Genomic DNA, 15,417 nt, shown 5'->3' with positions numbered 1-15,417 from the left:
TGCAGGGGGAATTGGGTTGCACCTGCTTGCCCGTTGGCGGGCCAGTAAGGTGGGTACAGCGAAAAGTGTCGCGGCCGCGAGCGGCGGTTGGAATCAGATGCTCCAGCGGGCACTGCGCAGGCTTTGCATGAGCAAGGCCGGGTCATGGGTCTGTGGTTTGCGCAGCAGGAAGGCATGAAACTCCTGCAGCGCATTTTCCAGGCGCTGCTCGAGCGCTGGCGCCAACTGGGCTGCATGACTGCCTTCGCCATAGGCGATCTGGCTGTCGTCGGCGAAGATGCCCTGGAGCATTTCCTGGGCCTTGAGCGAAGCCAGCACTGGTTTCAGCGCGTAGTCCACCGCCAGCATGTGGGCGATGCTGCCACCGGTGGCAATGGGCAGCACCACCTTGTTGCTCAGGGCACGCTCGGGAAGCAGGTCCAGTAGCGTCTTCAGCGCACCGGAGAACGACGCCTTGTATACCGGCGTGGCAACCACCAAGCCATCGGCCTTGCCGACCAGTTCGTTGAAATGCAGTACGTGCGGGCTATCGAAGCGGGCATGCAGCAGGTCTTCGGCCGGGAAGTCCCGTACCTGAAACGTCACCACTTCGACGCCTTGTCGTTGCAGCCACTGCTTGCTGCGCTCCAGCAGTACACCAGAGCGCGAGCGCAGGCTGGGGCTGCCGCCCAGGGATACGACCAGCATGGGGTAAATCCTTGAATAGCGAAATCGGAGCGCTTCTGGAGAAGTCGCCGGAATGGAAGGAACAGTAGCAGGCAGGATTTATATCTTTAAATCATATTTATTCATTTGGTTATTCGATAAAAACATATACCTACATTTTCCTATCCCTGCTGCGCACACCGCATGGATATCACCGCGATCCCTGTAGCAGCGGCGCAAGCCGCGTCAGCGGGCCATGCGGCGCATTCGATACACCGCGACGTCCCGGACGCGGCTTGCGCCGCTGCTACAGAGGGCAAGTTGTATCAGGTTCAGATCAGCGGTTGGGCTGGGGGGTCAGGCGCAGGTAGGGTTTCACTGCCGTATAGCCCTTGGGGAAGCGCTGCCTGATTTCCTCTTCGTCCTTGAGCGAAGGCACGATCACCACGTCATCGCCATCCTGCCAGTTGGCCGGGGTGGCGACCTTGTGGCTGTCGGTCAATTGCAGCGAATCGATCACCCGCAGGATCTCGTGGAAATTGCGCCCGGTACTGGCCGGGTACGTGATGGTCAGCCGCACCTTCTTGTTGGGGTCGATGACGAACAGCGAACGCACCGTGAGGGTGTCACTGGCGTTCGGGTGAATCAGATCGTAGAGCTGGGACACCTTGTGGTCGGCATCGGCCAGGATCGGAAAATTCACTGTGGTGCCCTGGGTCTCGTCGATGTCGCCGATCCAGCGGTGATGGGATTCGACCGGATCCACCGACAGCGCGATGGCCTTGACGTTGCGCCTGGCGAACTCGTCGGCGAGCTTGGCGGTAAAACCCAGTTCGGTGGTGCACACCGGCGTGAAATCGGCGGGGTGCGAGAACAGCACCCCCCATTGGTCGCCCAGCCATTGATGGAAGCTGATGGTGCCCTGGCTCGAGTCCTGCTGGAAATCGGGGGCGATGTCGCCGAGTCGAATGGTCATGGTGATGCTCCTGGGCTGTTGTGCGCATGACTGTGCACTGAGCGGCCCGGAAACAAAAAGAATGGATCGTGCTGGGGCTAGGCGAAACGGGAATAACGCCAGGGCAGAAAACAAAAAGCCCGCACAAGGCGGGCTTTTTCCAACGGCACGTATTACTTGAAAGCGTACGTGTAGTTGAAGATCAGACGGGTCTGATCGGTGTTGGTGCCGACGTCGCTGCGGTAGGTACCGTTACGCAGGGTGGCGCCGAAGTTCTTCAGCAGACCGCTCTGGATCACGTAGTCGACGCGCATGTCGCGTTCCCACTCGGAGTTGTTCGAGTCACCGGTACCGGCCGCGCGAATGTCGTCGCCATGCAGGTAGGCAACCGAGGCTTTCAGGCCAGGGACGCCGATGCGGCTGAAGTCATAGGAGTACTGGGCGAACGTGGTGTTTTCGCCAGCGCGGGTGAACGAGTTGACCATGCTGTCGGTGAACAGATAGACGCTGGAACCGCCGTTGCCTTCGTTGCGGTTGTTGCCATCGACAACGCTGCCGTTGTTGATGAACGGCATGCCGCCGTCGTCGCCCACTTGCTGGTAACCGGCCAGGAATGCGTGGCCAGCGATGCTGTAGGTGAAGATGGCACTCCAGGTCTTGTTGTCGACTTCGCCTGGGTTCTTGGCGTAGCCGCTGTTGTTGTTGAAGCGGTAGCCAGCATCACCGTTCTTGCCGTCGGAGCTGCTGTCGAAGTAGCGCAGGTCGGTCTTGAACGACTGGTCTTCACCCAATGGCAGTACGTGCACGGCGCCGAGGAAAGTCTGCTTGTAATAGTCTTCCAGCTGCGCGTGGTAGACCTGCAGGGTCAGATCCTTGGTGGCCTTCCAGTCGACACCGGCGAACTGGAAGTTGTTCGAGTCCTGCGTACCGCCGTTCAGGCCCAGGCCCGAGTAGTTGCTGGTGGCACGGCCCGCAGACTTGTTCAGGCGGCCGGCGGTGAAGGTGAAGTTGTCCAGGTCCTTGGAGGTCAGGATACCGCCCTGGTAAACCGCAGGCAGCAAGCGACCATCGTTGGATACCAGGATCGGCAGGTTGGGCTGCAGTGCGCTACCCACCTTGAGTTCGGTCTTGGCGAACTTGACCTTGCCGTTGGCGCCTACACGCGACCACGACTTCTCGGCCGAACCGTCGGTGTCGCTGGGGAAGAAGCTGTTGTTGTTCGGGTGGTGACCGCGGCCGCCGTCCAGGTGGATGCCGGTCATGCCCTGCACGTCCAGACCGAAGCCGACGGTGCCGGGGGTGTAGCCAGAAATGAAGTTGAAGAGGAAGCCTTGAGCCGATTCTTCCTGGTCGTTCGCCGTGCCTTCACGGGTATCGTTGCGGAAATACATGGTCCGCGAGCTCAGCGTTGCTTTGCTGGCTTCGAGGAAACCCGAGGGTGCCGGATCGGCGGCGTAGACACTGGTGGAGATGCTGGCGAGCGCGATGGCTGCGGCGAGCGACTGCTTGTACATGTGATGCTCCTCTGGTTTCTAATTTTTGTGGTGTCTTTGGTCGGGGGTCTGGCGCCCCTTGTCCGCAGATGCGCGATTAGCGCCAAAGCGTGACCGGTTAGTCAATGTTTACAAGCCGATTCGAGACCTTGGTCTAAGCCAAACTCTGGTTGCCGAGGTTAACGAAATTTTCACAAAACCAAAAAGAATTGTTTCAAGTTTTTTTAGAATTTAAATGCATAACAACCTTGAGCGTCCAAACAAAAAAGTTCAATCCAGTTGCAAAACATAAGCTAATTCCCAAACGGTATTTCAAAGCCGTTTCTTATATCGTTTAGATTCGCCCTCATTCGCCCTTCCGACACTTGCCGTTTCGCGCTTTGGCAGCGCGGGTTCGAAGGTCCTCAGCCACCCGACTCTCGCAAAAGGCAGCCACCATGGCCAAGCAGCATTTCGCACGAAAACTGGTCAGCACCCTGGCCCTGGCCAGCCTGGCCATGGGCATCCAGGCCGCCACGTTGACCGTCGGCTACCAGACCGGCATCGACCCCAGCAAGGTCGCCCAGGCCGATGGCACCTATGAAAAGGCCATTGGCGAGAAGATCGACTGGCGTCGCTTCAACAGTGGCCCGGAAGTGGTCACGGCGATTGCCTCGGGCGATGTACAGATCGGCAACCTGGGATCGAGTCCGCTGGCAGCCGCCACCTCACGCAAGCTGCCCATCGTCGCCTTCATCGTTTCGGCGCAGATCAATTCCGCCGAAGCCCTGGTCGTGCGCAACGGCAGCGGTATCGACAATCCGCAGCAGTTGGTCGGCAAGACCATTGCAACGCCTTTCGTGTCCACTTCCCACTACAGCCTGCTCGGCGCGTTGAAGCATTGGGGTCTGGAAGGCAAGGTCAAGGTGGTCAACCTGCAGCCGGCCGAAATTGCCGCTGCGTGGAAACGTGGCGACATCGACGGCGCCTTCGTCTGGTCGCCGGCGCTGGGCGAGATCCGCAAGAGCGGCAAGACCCTCACCGATGCCGCACAGGTCGGCCAGTGGGGCGCACCGACTTTCGAGGTCTGGGTGGCGCGCAAGGATTACGCCGAGAAGCACCCCGAGGTGATCGCCCGGTTCGCCAAGGTCACGCTGGATTCGTTCGCCGACTATGCGAAGAACCAGGCGCAGTGGACCGCCGATTCCGAGCCGGTACGCAAGATCGCCAAATTGACGGGAGCCAACGCCGCAGACGTCCCCGACCTGCTCGCCGGCTCCACCTACCCCGATGCCCAGGCCCAGGCCTCCGCCGCGCTGCTGGGTGGCGGCACCGCGCAGGCGGTGGCCAAGACGGCCGAGTTCCTCAAGGAGCAGGGCAAGCTGGAAGCGCTCCTGCCTGACTACACGCCGTACGTCAGCGCCCAGTTCGTTCAGTGATCGCGCGCACGCCAACCGGAGTTCGACCGTGGCCCAATTGATTCTCGACCGTATCGGCGCCCACTACCCGGGCGCCGCGCAGCCGGTGCTGCAAGACATCTCGCTGAGCCTGGGGCCACAGCAGCTGTGCGTCGCACTGGGCCCGTCGGGCAGCGGCAAGACTTCGCTGCTCAACCTGATCGCCGGTTTCGTGGCTCCCAGCAGTGGCCGCATCACCCTGGACGGCGTTGCGGTGAAGGGGCCGGGGGCCGACCGTGGCGTGGTCTTTCAGGATGACGCCTTGTTGCCCTGGCAGGACGTCCTGACCAATGTCGCCTTCGGTTTGCAACTGGCAGGCACCGGCCGGGCGCAGCGTGAGGCGCGGGCGCGGGACATGCTTGCGCTGGTCGACCTGGCAGGTTTCGGCGAGCGACAGATATGGCAACTCTCCGGTGGCCAGCGTCAACGCGTGGGCCTGGCTCGAGCACTGGCGGCCGACCCGCAGGTGCTGTTGATGGACGAGCCGTTCGGCGCACTGGATGCGTTCACCCGGGAGCAGATGCAGGAGTTGCTGCTGCAGGTCTGGCAACGTACCGCCAAGCCGGTGTTCCTGATTACCCACGACATCGAAGAAGCGGTATTTCTGGCCACCGACCTGATTCTGCTGGCGCCCAACCCCGGCCATGTCGAGGAGCGCCTGAGCCTGGACTTCGGCCAGCGCTATGCCGCTGGCGAGAGCGCCCGGGCGATCAAGTCCGATCGCCGATTCATCGAGACCCGCGAGCACGTCCTTGCCCAGGTTTTCGCCCAGCGCGTTGTCACACAGGGCGCCATTGCGCGCAAGGAGCCGGCATGAGCCTCTACCCGACGCACGCTCTCGACAGCGCCCGCGCACCTGCCGCGCGCCGGCCCTGGCGCTTGAGTACGCGCGCCATCAGCACGCTGACCCTGGCAGGCGTGCTGGCACTGTGGTGGGCGGTGACCGCCTCCGAGCTGATAGAGCCCCTGTTCCTGCCCTCGCCCGGCGCGGTGCTGGACAAAGCCTGGCTGCTGGCAACCCAGGGCTATATGGACGCCACGTTATGGCAACATTTGGGTGCCAGCCTGGGGCGCATCGGCCTGGCCTTGGCATTCGCCGTGCTGTTCGCCATTCCGGTGGGCATCGCCATCGGCCACAACCGCATAGCGCAAGGCATTCTCGATCCGCTGATCGAGTTCTACCGGCCCATCCCGCCGCTGGCCTACCTGCCGCTCATCGTGATCTGGTGCGGCATCGGTGAAACCTCCAAGGTGTTGCTGATCTACCTGGCCATCTTCGCGCCGATTGCCATCGCCACGGCCACCGGCGTGCGCAATGTCGATCCCGCCCGTTTGCGCGCCGCGCAATCGCTGGGCGCCACCCGGGCGCAACTGATCCGCCACGTGATCATACCCAGTGCGCTGCCGGACATCCTCACCGGTATCCGCATCGGCCTGGGCGTCGGCTGGTCGACCCTGGTCGCTGCCGAGTTGATCGCAGCCACCAGCGGCCTGGGCTTCATGGTGCAGTCGGCCGCGCAATTTCTGGTCACCGATGTGGTGGTGCTGGGCATCCTGGTAATCGCGCTGATCGCCTTCGCTCTGGAAATGGGCCTGCGCGCCCTGCAGCGGCGCCTGGTGCCCTGGCACGGCCAGAGCCACTGAACCACCCACTTGGCCAACAGAGCTGACCAACATGACTCTGCACATCACCCCCTTGAGCCCGACTATCGGCGCGGTCATCGAAGGCGTCGACCTCAGTCGGGAACTGACCCCGGCCCAGCAGCGCGAGATCGACGCCGCGCTGCTCGCCCATCAGGTGCTGTTCTGGCGCGACCAGCCGCTGACCCCTTTTCAGCAGGCACGGCTGGCGCAGCAGTTCGGTGACCTGCACGTTCATCCGATCTATCCAAGTGTGCCGGGGCAACCCGACGTGCTCGTGCTCGACACCGCCGTGACCGACGTACGCGACAACGCCATCTGGCACACCGACGTGACCTTTCTGGCAGAGCCTGCGATGGGCGCCATACTGACCGCCCAGCAGGTACCGCCCTTTGGCGGGGACACTTGCTGGGCCAGCGCAATCGCGGCATTCGAGGCGCTGTCCAGGCCCATGCAGGCCCTGCTCGACGGTCTGACCGCCACCCATGATTTCGCCAAATCGTTCCCGCTCGAACGCTTTGGCAACGATGCCCAGGCATTGGCGCGCTGGGAGCAGACCCGCCGGCAACATCCCCCGCTGTCACACCCGGTGGTGCGGACCCATCCGGTCAGCGGGCGCAAGGCATTGTTCGTCAGCGATGGTTTCACCACCCACATCAACGAACTTTCGACAGCTGAAAGTCGGGCGCTGCTCGACCTGCTGTTCGCCCACAGCACGCGTCCGGAGTTCTGCGTACGCTGGCAATGGCGCCAAGGGGACGTGGCCTTCTGGGACAACCGCGTGACCCAGCATTACGCGATAGACGACTACCGCCCGCAGCGACGCGTGATGCATCGAGCGACGATAATGGGGGATCGACCGTATTGAACGCACGGGGGGCGGCGATGGCCGCCCCCGCTGGCCGTCATTCGCCGATGGCGGCCTTGTAGCCGGCAGCGTCGAGCAGCGTGTCCAGCTCACTGGCAGCGCTTGGCTTGAGCTTGAAGAACCAGGCGCCATAGGGTTCGCCGTTGACGCTTTCCGGGCCATCGGCCAACGCTTCGTTGATCGCGACCACCTCGCCCCCCACTGGGGAGTAGATGTCCGAAGCGGCCTTGACCGACTCGACCACGCCCGCCTGATCGCCGGCGGCGAAGACCTTGCCGACTTCCGGCAGCTCGATGAACACCACGTCACCCAAGGCTTCCTGGGCGTGATCGCTGATGCCCACGGTCACCGTGCCATCTGCTTCCAGGCGTGCCCACTCGTGGCTTTCGGCAAAACGGAGTTCAGCAGGGATATCGCTCATAACATTGTCCTCAACAAGGGTCAGCGGCCAGCCCGCCATACGATTCAGATCAGGGTTCTACCATGCCGGACGAAGGTCGGCTTGACCACCCGTACCGGGTACCATTTGCCACGTATCTCGACTTCCGCACGGTCCGCGGTCGCCATCGGTACACGCGCCAATGCAATCGACTTGCTCAGCGTAGGGGAGAAACTACCACTGGTGATCTCTCCTTCGCCAACTCCGGCGATGCGGACCACCTGATGCGCGCGCAGCACCCCGCGTTCTTCGAGCACCAGGCCGACCAGTTTCATCGCCGGCCCGGCGGCCCGTTCACGCTCCAGCGCCTCGCGCCCGATGAAGGCGCGCGCGCTCGGTTGCCACGCCACACTGCCGGCCATGTTGGACGCCAGCGGCGAATGCGCCTCGTCCATGTCCTGGCCATACAAGTTCATCCCGGCCTCCAGACGCAGCGTATCGCGCGCGCCCAGGCCGATGGGCGAAATGCCCGCACCGATCAATTCGTTGAAGAAATCGACCGCCTGCGCGGCGGGCAAGACGATCTCGATACCGTCCTCGCCGGTATAGCCGGTGCGGGCAATGAACCAGTCGCGATGGTGACGGCCTTCGAAAGGGTTCAGTTGCAAAAGCAGCTCGCGGCGTTGGCTGCCCAGCAGGTCGGCGACCTTGCGCCGTGCCTGCGGCCCTTGCACGGCCAGCAACGCCAGCTCGGGGCGCTCGCGCCATTGCACATCGAACGTGCCTGCCTGGGCGCTGAGCCAGGCCAGGTCCTTGTCACGGGTCGCGGCATTGACCACCAGGCGATAGCCTTCCTCGGTGCAGTAGGCGATCAGATCGTCCACGACCCCGCCCTCGGCGTTGAGCATGGCGCTGTACAAGGCCTGGCCAGGGCCGGTCAGGGTGGCGACATCGTTGGCCAACAGGTATTGCAGGAACGCCCGGGCGTCCGGCCCTTGGACATCGATCACGGTCACATGCGACACGTCGAAGACGCCGCAATCGCGACGTACCTGATGATGCTCTTCGACTTGCGAGCCGTAATGCAGGGGCATGTCCCAACCGCCAAAATCGACCAGCTTTGCGCCGAGGGCAAGATGCAGGTCATACAGAGGCGTGCGCTGTCCCATGGGTTTCTCCTTCCGGGCGTGGCGAAAGCGCAGGCGAATTGTCCTTGGTGCCTGCGCCGGATGCGGCGCATTGTAGCGACAAGGTCGCGGGCGTGATATCTGTAGCGACAAGGTCGCGGGGGTGATATCTGCAGCGACAAGGTCGCGTAGCCGGTCAGTGGTTTCGACCGACCTGGCGCGCCGAACGTCGAATCAACCCGATGACCGGCAGCAGGCCGACCAGCACCAGGGTCAGGGCCGGCAGCGACGCCCGCGCCCATTCGCCTTCACTGGTCATTTCGAATACCCGCACCGCCAGCGTGTCCCAGCCGAACGGGCGCATCAGCAAGGTCGCCGGCATCTCCTTGAGCGTGTCGACGAACACCAGCAGCGCGGCGCTGAGCGTGCCGGGCAGCAACAGGGGCAGATAGACCTTGAAGAACAGCCGCGGACCACCCACTCCCAGGCTTCGTGACGCCTCGGGCAGCGAGGGGCGAATCCGCGCCAGGCTGCTTTCCAGCGGCCCATAGGCCACTGCGATGAACCGTACCAGATAGGCCACCAGCAGCGCCGCCACGCTGCCCAGCAGCAATGGCCGCCCGGCCCCGCCCAGCCAGCCGGACAACGGCACGACCAGCTCGCGGTCGAGAAAACTGAAAGCCAGCATCAGCGACACCGCCAGCACCGACCCCGGCAAGGCATAGCCCAGGTTCGCCACCGCCACACCGGCGCGAATGCCTCGCGTGGGCGCCTGCCGCCGCGCAAACGCCAGCAGCAGCGCTACCGTGACCGTGATCAGCGCGGCCATGGCGCCCAGGTACAGGGTATGCACGATCAGCTCACGGTAACGTTCGTCGAGGTCGAAGCGCCCGCGCTGCCAGCACCACACGACCAACTGCAGCATGGGCACGACGAAGGCGCAGGCGAACACCAGCGCACACCAGCCGCTGGCCACCCATGCCTTGAGCCCGCGCAGCCGATACAGCGCCTGCCCACGCGGGCGTTCGTTGGCCGCATGATCCTGACCGCGCGCACGCCGCTCGCCGTAAAGCACCAGCATCACGGCCAGCAACAGCAGGCTGGCCAGCTGCGCCGCGCTGGAGAGGCTGAAGAAGCCGTACCAGGTCTTGTAGATGGCCGTGGTGAAGGTGTCGAAATTGAACACCGCCACAGCGCCGAAATCCGCCAGGGTTTCCATCAATGCCAGTGCCACGCCCGCACCGATGGCCGGCCGGGCTACCGGCAAGGCCACTCGCCAGAAGGCTTGCCAGGGGGATTGGCCGAGCATGCGCGCCGCCTCCATCAAGCCCTTGCCCTGGGCCAGGAACGCGGTCCGCGCCAGCAGGTAGACGTACGGGTAGAACACCAGCACCAGAACGATGATGACCCCTCCCGTGGAGCGCACCCGCGGCAGGCGCAGGCCGCTGCCGAACCACTCGCGCAGCAGGCTCTGCACCGGCCCGGCAAAATCCAGCAGGCCGACGAAGACGAACGCCAGTACGTAGGCCGGAATGGCAAACGGCAGCATCAGGGCCCAGTCGAGCCAGCGCCGGCCGGGGAATTCACACAGGCTGGTAAGCCAGGCGAGGCTGACGCCAAGCACCGTCACGCCCGTACCTACGCCCAGCACCAGGGTAAGCGTATTGCCCAGCAGGCGCGGCATCTGCGTATCCCACAGGTGGGACCATATCTGCATGTCGATGCTTTGCCAGGAAAGCACAAGCACGCTCAACGGCAGCAGCACCAGCCCGACCACGGCCAGGACCAGCGGGTACCAACGGCGTTGGACGGAAGAAGACAATGGGTTCACTCGTGGTTTCAGGTTGTAGGCTTTCAACGCAACAGCCCGGCGCCTCTGCCTCTGCAGATAGGCGGAAAGACCGCAGCGCACCCTTCGCGGCCACGGACCGCTCCTACAGGGTGTACCGCAGCCAAGCTCCTTGGAGGAGCGCCATCGATATCAGCTCAGTTCCAGCCGGCACGATCCATCAACCGGATCGCCTCGGCCTGACGCTTGCCGGCCACTTCCACGGGCAAGGTGTCGGCCTTGAACTCACCCCAACTGGCGACTTCTGCAGATGGAGCCACCGTCGGGTTGGCCGGAAACTCCTGGTTCACCCCGGCAAAGATCGCCTGCGCCTGCGGCCCGGTCATCCACTCGACCAGCGCAATGGCCGCCTGCGGATGCGGTGCATACTTGTTCAGGCCAATGCCCGACAGGTTCACATGAACGCCGCGATCGCCCTGGTTCGGCCAGAACAGCTTCACGCCCAGATTCGGCTGCTGCTTGTGCAGGCGCCCATAGTAGTAGCTGTTGACGATACCCACGTCGCACTGCCCGGCGTCGATGGCCTGCAGCACCGCAATGTCATCGGAGAACACGTCGGTGGACAGGTTGTTCACCCAGCCCTTGAGAATCTGCTCGGCTTTCTCTGCGCCATGGGTCTCGATCAACGTGGCGGTCAGCGACTGGTTGTAGACCTTCTTCGCCGTACGCAGGCACAACCGCCCTTCCCACTGCTTGTCGGCCAAGGCCTCGTAGGTGCTCAGCTCCTGCGGCTTGACCCGTTCGCTGGCGTAGGCGATGGTCCGCGCGCGCAGGCTCAGGCCGGTCCATTGATGGGACGCGGCACGGTATTGCGCGGGAATGTTGCCGTCAATGACGGCTGACGTGATGGGTTGCAGGATACCCATCTGCTCGGCCTGCCACAGGTTGCCGGCGTCGACGGTGAGCAGCAGGTCGGCCGTGGCGTTCTGCCCTTCGGCCTTGATGCGCTGCATCAACGGCGCTTCCTTGTCGGTGATGAACTTGACCTTGACCCCGGTTTTCGCGGTGTAGGCGTCGAACACCGGCTTGATCAGCTCGTCGATGCGCGAAGAATAGACGACCACTTCATCGGCAGCGTGGGCGTTGCCACCCAACAGACAGAGCGCCAGTGCAGCGAGAAGACGTTTGCGCGCCATCATGAGGGAACCCTTGCCATTCGAGTGAGGGCGAAATGGTAGTGAATCACATTTAGCTTCTCAACCGAACTTGGGGTCCAGCCGTTACCAAATGTTACCGGCCATCGATCACACCTCATGCCTACAGGCGTGCCAGCGCAGGCAGATCCCCCGTGAGGCCAAGCGCCTGGCGGACGAACAGCGCCTTGGCTTCAGGTAGTCGTTCCACCCATTTCAAGCCCGTGTTGCGCAGCCAGCGCAACGGCAGCTGATCGGCCTGGAACAGGCGCTCGAAGCCTTCCATGGCCCCCATCAAGGCCAGGTTGTGCGGCATACGCCGACGCTCATAGCGGCTCAGCACGGGCAGGCCGGCGAGCCGTTCGCCTCGCTGTCGGGCATGTATCAGCTCTTCGGCCAGCACGGCGGCGTCGAGCAAACCCAGGTTGACCCCCTGCCCGGCCAACGGATGGATGGTGTGCGCGGCATCGCCGATCAGCGCCAGGCCGGTCTCCACGTAGCGCTTGGCATGCCGCTGGCGCAATGGTACGCACAGGCGGGCATCGGCAGCGACCACCTCGCCCAGACGGCCCTCGAAGGCCTGCCCCAGGGCTTTGCAGAACGCGGCGTCATCCAGCGCCATCAAGCGCTCGGCCTGCTCCGGCGTGGCCGACCAGACGATCGAGCACCAATGCTTGCCATCTCCGCGCTGCAGAGGCAGAAACGCCAGCGGGCCGTCATCGGTAAAACGTTGCCAGGCCGTATCGCGATGCCCCTCGCTGCACTGCACGCTGGTCACGATGGCGTGGTGCAGGTAATCCCACTCGCGCGTCTCGCAACCCGCCAGACCACGGACCGCCGAATGCGCGCCGTCGGCGGCGATCACCAGCGGGGTACGCACGGTCTGGCCACCGGCCAGGGTCAACAGTCGGTCATCGCCCGAATAGCGCAGCTGCTCCAGCCGGGCATTGGCCAGCAGACGGATTCCGCTGTCCTGCAACTGCTCGAGCAGCGCGTCCTGAACCACGCGATTCTCGACGATGTGCCCCAGGGTGTCGGCATGCACGCTGGCCGCGGAAAAATTGATCTGCCCGATACCGCTGCCGTCCCATACGCACATGTGGCCGTAGGGGTTGGCACGCCGCGCCTGGATACCGTCCCAGGCGCCCAGGCGCTGAAGAATGCGCTGGCTGGCCACGGACAGCGCACTGACCCTAGCCTCGAACGGCGCCAGTGCGTCGAACGGCTTGCCGGTCAACGGCCCGCCGTCGATCAGCAGGATGTCCAGGCCGCTGTCACGCAGGGCAAGTGCCAGCGCGCTGCCGACCATGCCCGCGCCGACGATGACCAGGTCGGCGCGCAGTTCATTCGTATGGGTCACTGTGTTCATTGCCCTTCGATCTCCGACCGAGTGCCCAGGCCCATGGCCTGGCGTGCGAACCAGCGCTTGGCCGGCGGTAGCAGATCGAGCCCCAGCAGGCCCAGGTTACGGCCTACTGCAAGCCAGGGATCGGGCGTTGCGAACAGCCGCGTCAACTGGTCCGAAAAGCCCACGGTCAGCCGCTGGTCCAGGCGCTGGCGTTGCGCATAGCCACGCAGCAGGGATAGCTGGCCCAAATGACCGGTGCTGGCGAGCAAGGCCTCGGCCAACGCCTGCACGTCGCGCATCGACAGGTTGAAGCCCTGCCCGGCGATGGGGTGCAAGGCATGCGCCGCGTTGCCGAGCACGACCAGATTGGAGCGCACCTGCTCTTCGGCCTGCACCAGCGACAGCGGGTAGACGTGCCGAGCACCGACGCGCTGCAGCGTGCCCAGGCGATAGCCGAACACCGCCTGCAGCTCTTGCAGAAATGCCTGGTCGGGCAAGCCCTGCAAGCGTCGAATGTCGGCGGGCGTACGGGTCCAGATGAGTGCGCAGCGGTTGTCGGGCAACGGCAACAGGGCCATCGGCCCGTCATCGGTGAAGCGCTCGAACGCCTGGCCCTGGTGCGGATTGCCTGGGGTGACGTTGGCAATCAGGGCGTCCTGATCGTAGCGCGTCTGTTGCACGGCGATGCCCAGCTGCTCGCGCAACTCGGAACGACCGCCGTCGGCCAGCACGGCCAGGTCGCACTGCAGCTGGGTGCCGTCGTCCAGGGTCAATTCATGGCCGTCAGCCAGCGCCTGCATCCGAGTCACTTCCGCTGGGCACCGCCAGCTCACGACCTCTTGGTCCAGCGCCTGCCACAGGCACTGCCCCAGCCAGGCGTTCTCCACCACATAGCCCAAGGCCGGCACGCCCTCGTCATTGGCACGAAGCCGCGCGGTGCCGAAGCGACCGCGGTCGGACACGTGGATCTGGCGGATCGCTTCGGCGCGCTGGCTGATCGCCGGCCACAAGCCCAGGCGTTCGTAGATCTGCCGAGTGCCGAAGGACAACGCCGAGGAGCGCGCATCATAGCTGGGCTGATAGGCATCGCCCGGCGCGAAACGCTCGATCAGCACGATCTTCCAGCCGCGCGCCCTGGCCCCGGCCTGCAACGCCAGGGCCAGGCTCGCGCCGACCAGCCCGCCACCAATGATGGCCAGGTTGAAGCGGCTCATGCGCCCGCCCGTGCGGCGGCCATCAGCGCCTCGATCTCGGCGACCGACTTGGGCACTGCCTCGGTAAGAATCTCGCAGCCTTTCTTGGTCACCACAACATCGTCCTCGATTCGTACGCCAATGCCGCGCCACTTCTTCGCAACGCTGAGGTTGTCGGGCGCTATGTAGATGCCAGGTTCGACGGTCAAGGTCATGCCGGGTTCGAGCACCCGCCACTCGCCGCCGACCTTGTACTCGCCGACATCGTGCACATCCAGCCCCAGCCAGTGCCCGGCGCGGTGCATGTAGAACGCGCGGTGCGCATCGCGGGCGATCAGCTCGTCGACCTCACCCTTGAGCAGGCCCAGCCGCACCAGCCCCCGGGTAATGACCTGGACCGTCGCTTCATGGGCCTGGTTCCAGTGCTTGTCGGGCCCGATGGCGGCGAAGGCCGCCTGCTGCGCCTCGAGCACCAGCTCATAGATGGCTTTCTGTTCGGGTGAAAAGCGGCCGCTCACGGGGAAGGTCCGGGTGATGTCGCTGGCATAGCAGTCGATTTCGCAGCCGGCGTCGATCAACACCAGGTCGCCGTCGCGCAGCACCGCATCGTTGTGCTGGTAATGCAGGATGCAGGCATTGCGACCGGCGGCGACGATCGAGCCATAGGCCGGCATCTTCGCCCCGCCCTTGCGGAACTCGTAGTCCAGCTCGGCCTCCAGGCTGTACTCGTGCAGCCCGGCACGACAGGCCTGCATGGCGCGCACATGGGCGCGTGCGGAGATATCGGCGGCCCGGCGCATGACCTTGACCTCGGCGGCTGACTTGTACAGGCGCATGTCGTGCAGCAGGTGGTCGAGCGCCTCGAATTCATTGGGTGGCTGGGCGCCCAGGCGCGCCTTGGAACGGATGCTGTTGATCCAGTCCATCAGGTGCCGGTCGAACTCGGGGTGGCTGCCGATCGACGAATAGACGCGGTCGCGCCCCTCGATCAGGCCGGGCAGGATGTCGTCGATATCGCTAATGGGAAAAGCGTCATCGGCACCGAAATCGCGGATTGCCCCCTCCTGCCCGGCCCGCAGGCCGTCCCACAGCTCGCGCTCGGGATTGCGCTCGCGGCAGAACAGCACATACTCGCCATGCTCGCGCCCCGGAATCAGGGCAATCACCGCCTCGGGCTCGGCAAAGCCGCTCAGGTACTGGAAGTCGCTGTCCTGGCGGTAGACATGCTCCACGTCGCGATTGCGGATGGCCACGGCGGCGGCAGGCAGGATGGCGATGCTGTTGGGCACCATCTGCGCCATCAGCGCCTTGCGGCGGCGGGCAAATTCCGATTTCGGGATGTGGCTCATG

Annotated in this window: 14 protein-coding genes; 4 read left to right on the top strand and 10 right to left on the bottom strand. The window is 64.1% G+C overall.

The annotated features are described in order from the left end of the window. Positions 1 to 93: 93 nt before the first annotated feature. From ssuE to IFT80_RS15920, 3 genes are all read right to left on the bottom strand, one after another. Positions 94 to 687, bottom strand: coding sequence for an NADPH-dependent FMN reductase (ssuE, locus tag IFT80_RS15930; RefSeq protein WP_122479879.1), 594 nt, complete (start codon positions 685 to 687; stop codon positions 94 to 96). Positions 688 to 982: 295 nt separating this feature from the next. After that, the gene (locus IFT80_RS15925; RefSeq protein ID WP_192137857.1) at positions 983 to 1,621 is read right to left on the bottom strand and encodes a peroxiredoxin; all 639 of its coding nucleotides are present in this window, start codon (positions 1,619 to 1,621) and stop codon (positions 983 to 985) included. A 152-nt stretch (positions 1,622 to 1,773) separates the two neighbouring features. Continuing rightward, positions 1,774 to 3,114, bottom strand: coding sequence for an OprD family porin (locus IFT80_RS15920; protein ID WP_122479881.1), 1,341 nt, complete (start codon positions 3,112 to 3,114; stop codon positions 1,774 to 1,776). 416 nt (positions 3,115 to 3,530) lie between these two features. Here IFT80_RS15920 and tauA point away from each other — a divergent pair, with 416 nt between their 5' ends. The 4 genes from tauA to tauD are packed head-to-tail and all read left to right on the top strand — an operon-like array spanning position 3,531 to position 7,038. After that, the gene (tauA, locus tag IFT80_RS15915) at positions 3,531 to 4,511 is read left to right on the top strand and encodes a taurine ABC transporter substrate-binding protein (protein ID WP_122796192.1); all 981 of its coding nucleotides are present in this window, start codon (positions 3,531 to 3,533) and stop codon (positions 4,509 to 4,511) included. A 28-nt stretch (positions 4,512 to 4,539) separates the two neighbouring features. Beyond that, positions 4,540 to 5,346, top strand: a complete 807-nt coding sequence (tauB, locus tag IFT80_RS15910; RefSeq protein WP_122479883.1) for a taurine ABC transporter ATP-binding subunit — start codon at positions 4,540 to 4,542, stop codon at positions 5,344 to 5,346. Beyond that, positions 5,343 to 6,173 carry a taurine ABC transporter permease TauC gene (gene tauC, locus IFT80_RS15905; protein ID WP_192055056.1) on the top strand — a complete coding sequence of 277 codons (831 nt, stop codon included), beginning with the start codon at positions 5,343 to 5,345 and terminating at the stop codon, positions 6,171 to 6,173. Before tauB ends, tauC begins: the two co-directional genes overlap by 4 nt. Before the next feature lie 31 nt (positions 6,174 to 6,204). After that, a complete protein-coding gene (gene tauD / locus IFT80_RS15900) occupies positions 6,205 to 7,038 on the top strand; it encodes a taurine dioxygenase (RefSeq protein WP_192137856.1) in 834 nt (277 codons plus the stop codon). A gap of 37 nt (positions 7,039 to 7,075) precedes the next feature. Here the strand turns inward: tauD and gcvH are convergent, their stop codons facing one another. From gcvH to pepP, 7 genes are all read right to left on the bottom strand, one after another. Further along, positions 7,076 to 7,459, bottom strand: coding sequence for a glycine cleavage system protein GcvH (gcvH, locus tag IFT80_RS15895; RefSeq protein ID WP_185794707.1), 384 nt, complete (start codon positions 7,457 to 7,459; stop codon positions 7,076 to 7,078). Positions 7,460 to 7,503: 44 nt separating this feature from the next. Next, complete coding sequence (gcvT, locus tag IFT80_RS15890) at positions 7,504 to 8,586, bottom strand: glycine cleavage system aminomethyltransferase GcvT (RefSeq protein ID WP_122479887.1); 1,083 nt, start codon at positions 8,584 to 8,586, stop codon at positions 7,504 to 7,506. A gap of 154 nt (positions 8,587 to 8,740) precedes the next feature. Then, positions 8,741 to 10,366: an ABC transporter permease gene (locus IFT80_RS15885; RefSeq protein WP_192059412.1), complete on the bottom strand. Its 1,626-nt coding sequence runs from the start codon at positions 10,364 to 10,366 to the stop codon at positions 8,741 to 8,743. A 164-nt stretch (positions 10,367 to 10,530) separates the two neighbouring features. Beyond that, a complete protein-coding gene (locus IFT80_RS15880; protein WP_192137855.1) occupies positions 10,531 to 11,532 on the bottom strand; it encodes an extracellular solute-binding protein in 1,002 nt (333 codons plus the stop codon). 118 nt (positions 11,533 to 11,650) lie between these two features. Next, a complete protein-coding gene (locus tag IFT80_RS15875; protein WP_185794801.1) occupies positions 11,651 to 12,868 on the bottom strand; it encodes a 2-octaprenyl-3-methyl-6-methoxy-1,4-benzoquinol hydroxylase in 1,218 nt (405 codons plus the stop codon). Between the two features lie 23 nt (positions 12,869 to 12,891). Then, positions 12,892 to 14,088: a 2-octaprenyl-6-methoxyphenyl hydroxylase gene (ubiH, locus tag IFT80_RS15870; RefSeq protein ID WP_192137854.1), complete on the bottom strand. Its 1,197-nt coding sequence runs from the start codon at positions 14,086 to 14,088 to the stop codon at positions 12,892 to 12,894. Continuing rightward, positions 14,085 to 15,416 (bottom strand): Xaa-Pro aminopeptidase, encoded by a 1,332-nt coding sequence (gene pepP / locus IFT80_RS15865; protein ID WP_192137853.1) that lies wholly within the window; start codon positions 15,414 to 15,416, stop codon positions 14,085 to 14,087. The genes ubiH and pepP overlap by 4 nt, the downstream gene beginning before the upstream one ends. Between the last annotated feature and the right edge of the window lies 1 nt (position 15,417).

This window comes from Pseudomonas sp. CFBP 8771 (genome assembly GCF_014841695.1).
GTDB classification, from domain to species: Bacteria; Pseudomonadota; Gammaproteobacteria; order Pseudomonadales; family Pseudomonadaceae; genus Aquipseudomonas; species Aquipseudomonas baltica.
The sequence above is the reverse complement of the archived record's forward strand: the minus strand, read 5'-3'. Positions and strand labels throughout refer to the sequence as shown.